Raw genomic sequence first — 9,486 nt, forward strand, 5'->3', positions numbered from 1 at the left:
CCCCGTAAATTAAACTAAAATTTACAAATTCAATAAAAAAATGACAAAAGAAAACCTAAGTTCGGAAGCCCTAAAGTCTTTTTTCCAGAAATTAAACTTAGTTTATTCCCTGTTAATGGCAATTCCACTGGTTTTATTTGGCTGGAGATATTTGGAATTGCAAAAAGATGATTTACTAACTAACACCATTGGCACTCCTGATCAACAAATTTGGGTCATAATTGCCCTTTGCTTGTCCTTATTAATAGTTTTGTACGCCTACTTTCATTTTCGAAAGAAGACTAAAAAGGCCAGGAACCTTCCTTCTTTTAAATCAAAACTAGCCGCCTATCAGTCATCCGCAAAAAAAATGTACACCTATTTATTTTTTGGAAGTTTATTAGCTACAGGCATGCTTCATTTCACTCATGAGCAAGCTTCAGCTGCTCTCTTTGCACTAACTTTATTTCTCTTCTCCGTAAACCGACCTTCTGCAGAACATGTAGCAAAATCCCTTCGACTAAAAAAGGAGGAGCTCTTACTTTTAAAAAAGAATGCTATTTAAATTTAAATTAGGAAATGTGTAACTATAAAAACCCCAATGGTTCATTCTTAATTTAACAACCAGGGAATACCAGGGTCAGAATTAATAGGAATAATGGAATATGGGATCTTTGATTTGTCCAAGAAGTTTTTCCCTTAAAAACATAAACTTTTACCCCAAAAAAAACACGAATTCCACCAGTGGTTAACCAATAAAATTCGTGTTAAGTAAATTCTTTTAATAGGCCTTATTGGCCATTTTTATTTTAAAGAGTAGAAAAGAAAGCCACAAGGGCTCACTAAGTACTAAAAAAACTCTTTCATTTTCTCAAAAAAACCTTTTTCCTGCTTTCCTGGATTTGGCCTAAAATTATCAGATTCACGTAAGGATTCCATCAACTCTCTTTCTTTTTTACTCAACTGTTTAGGAGTCCAAATATTCACATGAATCAATTGGTCACCCTTTCCATATCCCTCGATATCCTTAATTCCTTTTCCTCTAAGCCGCAGGATCCTTCCACTTTGTGTTCCGGCATCAATTTGAATTTTCACCCGGCCTCCCAAAGTTGGCACTTCCAAACTAGTTCCCAGAGCGGCATCAGCAAAGTTAACATACAACTCATAAATGATGTTGTTGCCTTCCCGCTTGAAGTATTTATGATCTTCCTCTTCAATCACAATTAGGAGATCTCCTGCTTCACCACCTCTTGGAGGAACATTTCCTTTACCGTACATAGAAAGCTGCATGCCTTCACTTACGCCAGCAGGTATTTTAATATTGATGACTTCCTCTTTCACCTGACGGCCATCGCCATGACAAGTAGTACATTTGTCAGTCACAATTTTTCCTTCTCCATTACAGGTAGGACAGGTTCCACTGGAAACCATTTGGCCCAACATAGTATTCATCACCTTACGTACCTGACCGGAACCCTGACAGGTGGAACAGGTCTGAAAAGAAGATCCATTTTTGGCCCCGTTGCCCCCACAAGTGCCACAGGAAGCCTGTCTTTTCACCTTAATCTTCTTCTCTACGCCATCAGCAATTTCTTCAAGAGAAAGTTTAAGTTTAATTCTCAGGTTTGAACCTTTTCTCACTCTTCTTTGACCTCGGCCTCCGCCTCCTCCAAAGAAGCTTTCAAATCCGCCGCCACCAAAAATATCTCCAAATTGAGAAAAAATGTCCTCCATATTCATTCCGCCGCCACCAAAACCCTGGCCACCGCGCATACCTTCATGACCAAAGCGGTCATATTGCTGCTTTTTTTGAGGATCACTTAATACTTCATAAGCCTCAGCTGCTTCTTTAAAATTCTCTTCTGCCTGTTTATCTCCAGGATTTTTATCGGGGTGAAATTTAATAGCCACTTTACGGTAAGCTTTCTTAATTTCTCCTTCGGAAGCATCCCGGCTAACACCTAATATTTCGTAATAATCTCTTTTAGCCATAATTATGCACCAGTTACAACTTTAGCGAATCTGATCACTTTTTCGCCCAGAAAATATCCCTTCTCAATAACATCAACGATTTTACCCTTCAGTTTTTTATCTTCTACAGGAATCTGTGTAATAGCCTCATGAAAATCTGGGTTAAAGTCATCCCCTTTAGCAATTTCCATTTGTTTTAAACCTTTTTGTTCTAACGTTTTTTCAAACTTATTACGAACAAGCTCCACACCCTCCTGCAGACCTTTGGCTTCCTCCTTACCTTCCATGGCTCCCAAAGCTCTTTCGAAATCATCAATCACAGGCAAAAGATCAGTTAATAAACCTGCATTGGCAGTTGAAACTAATTCCAGTTTCTCTTTGGCTGTTCTCCTCCTAAAATTCTCAAAGTCGGAGTATATACGAAGGTATTTATCTTTGTATTCTGCCAATTCAGCACTAAGCTTTTCTGTTTCGGAAACTTCTTGCTTTTCTTCCGCAGCTTCAACTTTCTCCTCAGCTGCTACAGTTTCCTCATTTTTCAATTGCTGCTCTTCTTCCTGCTTTTCTACTTTATCTTTCACTGACTGATCGTTTGATTGGATTTCTTGTTCTAAATCCTGGTGTGTATTTTCTGTCATTTTTTTATTTTTTTTCTTACGCATTAGTCACTCTCCTGTTTGACGATACCTAAAAAAACAAACTGGCACAAACTTCAGAATCCGTTTCAATTATACTGCCAAAGTCTATCTTATAGCCTTTTCATGACATAATGACATTAAGTTACCAACGGGAATCCATTCAGAGTCACTTTCTTCATCCCTTATGAAAACACCAAATGAGATATATTATTGTTTGTTAGGCAATTGATGAAAAAACACTAACATTCAAACAATAGGTTCTTTCATTCTTTTCTATCAATCCTGTATTTTACTTTGAGTTTTCTTTGAGTTTTCTTTGACCTGGTTGGAAAGCATTAACATTTTTCTTAATCATTCAATGCTTTCCAAATCATATCCTTCAATTCCATCAGCCCTTGGTCTGCCACCGAAGAAATAAACAATGTCTGAATTCCTTCTGGAAGTGTTTCACGGATTTCCTGCTTCAATTCATCATCAAGCATATCTGACTTAGAAACAGCCAATAAGCGTTTTTTATCCAACATTTCAGGATTATATTTTCTCAATTCATTCAGTAATACCTCATATTCTTTGGAAATATCATCTGAATCAGCTGGAATAAGAAATAACAAAATAGAATTCCTCTCAATATGCCGTAGAAAACGAATTCCCAAACCTTTGCCTTCAGACGCCCCTTCAATAATTCCTGGGATGTCAGCCATTACAAAGGAGCGGTAATCTCGATATGGTACTACCCCCAGGTTCGGCACCAAAGTTGTAAATGCATAATCGGCAATCTTTGGTCGGGCAGAGGAAAGTACAGAAAGTAAAGTGGACTTTCCCGCGTTTGGAAAGCCTACCAAGCCGACATCGGCCAAAAGTTTTAACTCCAATACTACCCATTCTTCCAAACCCGGTTCTCCCGGCTGAGCATAATGTGGTGCCTGATTAGTAGGAGATTTAAAATTGTCGTTTCCTAGCCCTCCTTTACCACCTGGAGTTAGAATAATTTCTTGTCCATCCTCAGTGATTTCAGCCTTTAACTCTTCTGTTTCAAAATCTTTGGCGACCGTACCCAGCGGCACTTCAAGGATTACATCTTGTCCATCATGCCCCGTTTTCCGGGCTCCTTGCCCTCCTTGTCCATTTCCAGCTATTACATGTTTCTTATATTTCAAATGCAGTAAGGTCCATAATTGAGCATTCCCTCTCAGGATGACATGCCCCCCTCTTCCTCCATTTCCTCCGTCGGGACCACCTTTTGGAACGTGTTTCTCCCGTCGAAAATGTACTGCCCCTCTACCTCCGGAGCCTGATCGAGAACAAAACTTGATGTAATCAATAAAGTTTGACACTGCCTGATTCCTTTAACTATTCTTTTATTTAATTACGAATTTAGATCCTTATTTGTCTGAATTTAGGCCCTCATGAAAAAAGGATGATAAGGCAATACCTTTATCATTTCCTACTGGTTCAGGTTCCTTATCTCAACCAACAATCATTAAACGTTTCTTTAACTTATGAAGCTTCAAAAAAGATTGTTTAAATGCTTTGTTGCAAGTGATTGATTGATAAGAGATACAATAAGTGGTTTCTCTACAACAGGATCAAAAAGAAGATGGTTGGCCAGTGGCCAACCATCTTCTTTTTAAAAAAATATCATTTTCCTTTTCAGCACAAAGGGCAAATCAGTTGGCACTAAAAGCCTCAATCTCTGCACATATATTACCAAAAATCTCCTCTATAGGTCCTACTCCATGAACACTGACTAATTTTTCCTGAGTTTTGTAGTAATTAGCTACAGGTAAAGTTTCTGCTTTGTATACTTTGATACGAGTGTTTATTTTTTCTTCATCTTGATCGTCCACTCTACCTGACGTCTTTCCTCTTTCCCGGATCCTGGCCTTCAACTCCTCATCAGGAACTTCTAAAGAAACCATTCCATCAATTTGATCACCCTTCTTTTGCAATAAAGCATCTAAAGCCTCTGCCTGAGTAACTGTTCTAGGGAAGCCATCAAAAATAAAACCTTTTGCCCCGTTAAGTTTACTTTCGGTAATCTTTTCATCAACCATCCCAATAACCACCTCATCAGGCACCAGATTTCCCTCATCCATAAAACTTTGAGCCAATTTCCCCAATTCGGTTCCTTCTTTCAGGTGTTTTCTGAAAAGGTCTCCGGTAGAAATGTGGGTAAGGTTAAATTTTTCGATCAATTTTATACTTTGTGTGCCTTTACCGGCTCCCGGAGGGCCAAATAATACTATATTAAGCATGATATTCTCTAAAATATTTTAAATTCTGAATTTGCAAGTCCTAAATATAACACTTTCGTCAGCGAATTACCCAATAATATAGGGGTGGCTCAAGCAAAAGTTTACAAAAGGATTCTTAAAAAAAAGAATGTAGCACCAAATTACTCTTTCAACACTCTGGACATTGATCATTGAAACAAGCTCCTATCTTCCCAACTCTAACTCAATGGTTCAAATTGTTATATCCTTGAAAAAAATGCTTTTTCACCTCGGAAAAAGGTCCTACATGAGAGTTCATAAATTTAACAATTTCATATCATAATTGAATGTTACTCCTTCAATTGATATATATCTCTAAGGTTTCTTCCATACCCATCATAATCAAGCCCATACCCTAACACAAAACGGTTGGGAATTTCAAAACCCACATAGCGAATATCTAAATCCGCCTTTAAGGCCTCTGGTTTATACAATAAGGAACAGATACTGATAGATTTAGGGCCCAGCTCTTTAAAATCAGTAATTAGATGTTCCATAGTTCGACCTGTATCTACAATATCTTCAATCAGAATAATATTTCTGTTAAAAATATTCTGTTGTAAGCCCACCAGCTCCTTGACTTTTCCAGTACTTTGGGTGGCTTGATAAGAACTTACCTTAATAAAAGTAATTTCGGATGGAATATCCACCGCTTTCATCAAGTCAGCGGCAAACATAAAAGAACCATTTAGAATTCCAATAAATAAAGGATCTTGATCCTTAAATTCTTCATTTATTTTTGTGGCAATTTCTCTTGTTCTCTCCAGAATCTTCGCTTCCGAAATATAAACCTCAAACTCCTTATCCTTAACATTCATGCTAATCCACTGATTTATAGTAAAAACACCTTTCTGTTATAAAAGAGCTTGCAAATATAAAGATTTATCTGATTTGAGCGAAGTACCTTTCAAATCTCTCTAACTTTAATTCTACTTGTCTGACCCTAAAACTGTTTTTTTTTACTTTCTCCTCCTTATTTAAATAAATCGGGACTTTCCAGGACTGCTGTTTGATTGACTGATAAGTCAGCAGAGGGAACGTAAAACATTGTATACCTGCCCCTCGGATTACAGATGCTTCATCAAAAAAGCATATAAAGCAATCATTGAAGAGATATCTTTCATATGCACCAACTCATCTGGAGAATGAACATTGGATTCAGGAGCTCCTATGAAACACCAATCGAAGGGATAAGGGGAATTTTGCAACTCTCTGCCATCACTAGCTCCACTACCTTCCACCTCCAATTGAAAGGGGATTCCTGATTCGACGGCAAGATCAATAATTCGGTTCACGTAACTCCTTCTTGGAATACTGCTATCTCGCATGGAAATCACTGTTCCCTCCCCATGGGGCACACCTTCCGTCACCCAGGTTATATCTGAAATAAGGGCCTGCTTAACTCCGAATTTTTCATAAATATATCGGGCCAAATAAGAAACTGTACCTCCTCCATGCTCTTCCCAACAACTAAATACAATAATTCCGTTCTCCAATGTTTCAGCTACCTTTAAGGCATTGTAAATCCCTAGACGATTATCAAGGTAACAAGATTGTACATACTCATCAGTTTCTCTGAAATCGCATTTAAATACCAGGTCTGTACCTCGGTCAATTGCTCTGGGAAAATCATGAGACAGCTGTCCCTCCTCATCCACTTTTAAATTACATTCAATCAGGCTCAGGCTGTCTTTCCCCACCAATTTAAAACCACTTTCAACTTCAGGCCCACCAATAGCTACTAATTGATTATTATATCGAACAGTAAAACCAATACTATCCATATGGGCGAAAATTGCAGTTCGCGGTTTCCCAAATCGTAACATCAAACAATCCTGAAATTCTTCTCCCTGAATAATTTCAGGCTCACAAGCCCAATGAAGTTTATATTTTTCCACATAATCCAACAAAAAAGTCTTCATGCCAACCTCATTTCCTGCTGGCGCATGCACCTTACAAAGCTGCTCTAATAACTGCATTATTTTTACTTTATAGATCAAAAAATTAAAAGTCCAGAAACGTTAATATGATTTCCTCTTATTTAGAATCATATTATCTTACAAACAGAGACTTCTGAATATTTAGAACATGTTTTAAAATTCTCTTTTTGCTACAAATGCTTTTTGAAAAGCAGTACTTCGTTGCTTTTATCACTCTTAGCTTCCAGCTAGGAGCTCAAAAAACACCTCGTTTACCTTTACAAACCTCCACTTTCGCTTAAAAACAAAAAATTCAAATAAGCTCTTACTTCCCAAACATTTTAATCTGTAATTTTGAATGGTTTATTTAGGGTAAAGATTAATACATTTTTATAGTTTGTAAAGATAAAACTTAATCTCTTACACCTTTTTAACCTGAATTTATATACTCTAATTCCTAATTATTAATCCTTTATTTGCTATTTCCCATATTAATTTGCTTAGTTTTGAGCTAATTTTGGGTGAAAAATTAGATAAAACGCAAATCGACCTATATCCATGTTTATTTTAAATAAAGAAAATTCGATTGCTAATCATTTTTTAGCAGAACTCCGGGATGTAAATATACAAAGAGATAGTCTCCGCTTCCGAAAAAATCTTGAACGCCTTGGGGAATTATTGGCCTATGAATTATCCAAAACCCTCCAATATGACCCACACTCCATTCAAACTCCTATGTGCGGTACCTCTGTAGAGCTATTGAAAGAACAACCCGTCCTGGTTACCATTTTACGGGCAGGCCTCCCTTTTTATCAAGGAGTATTAAATTTCTTTGACCAAGCGGACAGTGGATTTATTGGTGCATTTCGGGCCCCAGCCAATACAGAAAGAGGTTTTGAAATTGAAATGGGCTATAAAACTACTCCAGATTTGGAAGGCAAACAATTAATTGTGGCTGATCCTATGCTAGCAAGTGGAAAATCATTAATACACGCCCTTGAGGGTATTCTAAAAAATGGAACCCCTGCCCATGTACATATTTTGGCGGCCATTGCTGCCCCTGAAGGCATTGCGTACATAAAAGAAAACCTGAAAGTGGAACACTCATTTTGGCTGGGAGCTCTAGACGAAAAATTAGATAAAAAATCCTATATCATACCCGGACTAGGTGATGCTGGAGATCTTGCATTTGGAAGCAAAATATAAATTGATAAATGATCTAAATTGAATAATAGATAATGGAAGTGGGGTTAGCCCCAAAAAGCATAAATCATTAATAAAAAGAAAATTATAGGACATTTTACCTAATTTAGCATTTTTCAAAGATTTTGTAAGTGAACACCCCACCATTATTCATTATATAATTGTTCATTTTTCATGATCCATTTTTAATTATTCTTTCATAAAAAATGTCATCTGATTTTTTTCTGAACTTACTAATTTTATTGGCTGGATTAGTTACCCTTGTGACGGGAGGAGATGTATTAGTTCGAGGGGCCTCTAGATTAGCCATTAAATTACATATTTCTCCTTTAGTGGTAGGCCTTACCATTGTGGCTTTTGGTACTTCTGCCCCAGAATTACTGATCAGTGTACGATCAGCATTAGAGGGAAGTCCAGACTTGGCTATGGGGAATGTAGTAGGCTCAAATATTTGTAACCTTGCCTTAGTACTTGGGATAGCTGCACTTGTTAACCCTGTATTGGTGAATAAAAATAGTATTAAAATCGATTGGCCTGTTACCATAGGCAGCTCCATTTTATTATTTTTGTTTGCCAAAAACAGAGAGTTTGAACAATTTGAAGGAGCAATTGTTTTCACTTTCCTTATAACATACATCATCTTTATTATCCGAAAATCCCGTAAGGAAAATGCAGCCCTGAACCCTGAAATAGCCGGAGAAGTAAAGGAAAAAAGTGGAGGAAGATCATCTGGCATTACAAAAGACCTTTTGCTGATCTTGGCAGGTTGCTTGGGTCTTTTTTATGGATCGGAGTGGTTTGTTGGAGCCGCTCAAAACATGGCCAGACAAATAGGAGTTAGTGAAAGGGTAATAGGTATTACTGTAGTGGCCCTGGGAACCAGCCTTCCGGAATTGGTTACGGCTGCAATAGCCTCCTATAAAAAAGAAAGTGACTTAGCCCTGGGAAATCTTTTAGGTTCCAATATCTTCAATATCATGTCTATTTTAGGAATTACCAGCATGATTACCCCCATCCAGGTGAATCCAAAGATACTACGAGTAGACATGCCTTGGATGATTGGCATTACGCTTTTGGTTTTCCCAATGATGCTTTATAAACGAAAGATCGGAAGAATAAACGGAGCAATGCTTTTGATTGTTTATTGTTATTATACATACATGGTATTAGCCCAATCCTAAAAAATGGCCGAAATCGGAAAATACATTTCCATTTTCTTTCTTAGCATGCTAAAATTCATCTTTGGCCCCACTATGGGTACAGCCGCAGGGATGGGCTTAGTGGAAACCGTACTACTCACCTTGGGTGGAATGATGGCTAGTGTTTTGGTAATTGCTTATTTTGGAACTACCCTTCGAAATAAAGTTTTTAGTAGATTCACTATGAACAAAAAATTATTCACGAAAAGAAATAGGAATCTGGTAAAAACCTGGAATAAATACGGCTTATTTGGAGTAGCCTTTTTAACCCCTGTTATTTTTACTCCCATAGGTGGGACATTAT

The 9,486-nt window shown here is 37.5% G+C and carries 10 protein-coding genes; 4 read left to right on the top strand and 6 right to left on the bottom strand.

Annotation, left to right across the window (positions count from 1 at the left end):
* Positions 1–40 precede the first annotated feature (40 nt).
* Entirely contained in the window at positions 41–544 is a 504-nt protein-coding gene (locus tag E1171_RS14490; protein ID WP_155206747.1) for a hypothetical protein, read from the top strand.
* A gap of 284 nt (positions 545–828) precedes the next feature.
* On the opposite strand, the gene dnaJ is transcribed toward E1171_RS14490, so the two are convergent.
* The 6 genes from dnaJ to E1171_RS14520 all read right to left on the bottom strand — a co-directional run bounded on the left by dnaJ (position 829) and on the right by E1171_RS14520 (position 6,840).
* The gene (gene dnaJ / locus E1171_RS14495; RefSeq protein WP_155206748.1) at positions 829–1,971 is read right to left on the bottom strand and encodes a molecular chaperone DnaJ; all 1,143 of its coding nucleotides are present in this window, start codon (positions 1,969–1,971) and stop codon (positions 829–831) included.
* A 2-nt stretch (positions 1,972–1,973) separates the two neighbouring features.
* The gene (locus tag E1171_RS14500; protein WP_155206749.1) at positions 1,974–2,588 is read right to left on the bottom strand and encodes a nucleotide exchange factor GrpE; all 615 of its coding nucleotides are present in this window, start codon (positions 2,586–2,588) and stop codon (positions 1,974–1,976) included.
* Between the two features lie 347 nt (positions 2,589–2,935).
* Positions 2,936–3,922, bottom strand: coding sequence for a GTPase ObgE (gene obgE / locus E1171_RS14505; protein ID WP_187696467.1), 987 nt, complete (start codon positions 3,920–3,922; stop codon positions 2,936–2,938).
* A 333-nt stretch (positions 3,923–4,255) separates the two neighbouring features.
* Positions 4,256–4,843, bottom strand: a complete 588-nt coding sequence (locus tag E1171_RS14510; RefSeq protein ID WP_155206750.1) for an adenylate kinase — start codon at positions 4,841–4,843, stop codon at positions 4,256–4,258.
* Between the two features lie 308 nt (positions 4,844–5,151).
* Entirely contained in the window at positions 5,152–5,679 is a 528-nt protein-coding gene (hpt, locus tag E1171_RS14515) for a hypoxanthine phosphoribosyltransferase (protein WP_155206751.1), read from the bottom strand.
* Positions 5,680–5,928: 249 nt separating this feature from the next.
* The gene (locus E1171_RS14520) at positions 5,929–6,840 is read right to left on the bottom strand and encodes a zinc-binding metallopeptidase family protein (protein ID WP_155206752.1); all 912 of its coding nucleotides are present in this window, start codon (positions 6,838–6,840) and stop codon (positions 5,929–5,931) included.
* Between the two features lie 498 nt (positions 6,841–7,338).
* Here E1171_RS14520 and upp point away from each other — a divergent pair, with 498 nt between their 5' ends.
* The 3 genes from upp to E1171_RS14535 form a co-directional block, all read left to right on the top strand.
* A complete protein-coding gene (gene upp, locus E1171_RS14525; protein WP_155206753.1) occupies positions 7,339–7,986 on the top strand; it encodes a uracil phosphoribosyltransferase in 648 nt (215 codons plus the stop codon).
* Positions 7,987–8,189: 203 nt separating this feature from the next.
* Positions 8,190–9,164 (top strand): calcium/sodium antiporter, encoded by a 975-nt coding sequence (locus E1171_RS14530; RefSeq protein ID WP_155206754.1) that lies wholly within the window; start codon positions 8,190–8,192, stop codon positions 9,162–9,164.
* A gap of 3 nt (positions 9,165–9,167) precedes the next feature.
* A partial coding sequence (locus E1171_RS14535; protein WP_155206755.1) for a hypothetical protein occupies positions 9,168–9,486 on the top strand: 319 nt, incomplete at its 3' end.

Origin of the sequence: Xanthovirga aplysinae (assembly GCF_009711365.1) — a bacterium.
Lineage (GTDB): Bacteria > Bacteroidota > Bacteroidia > Cytophagales > Cyclobacteriaceae > Xanthovirga > Xanthovirga aplysinae.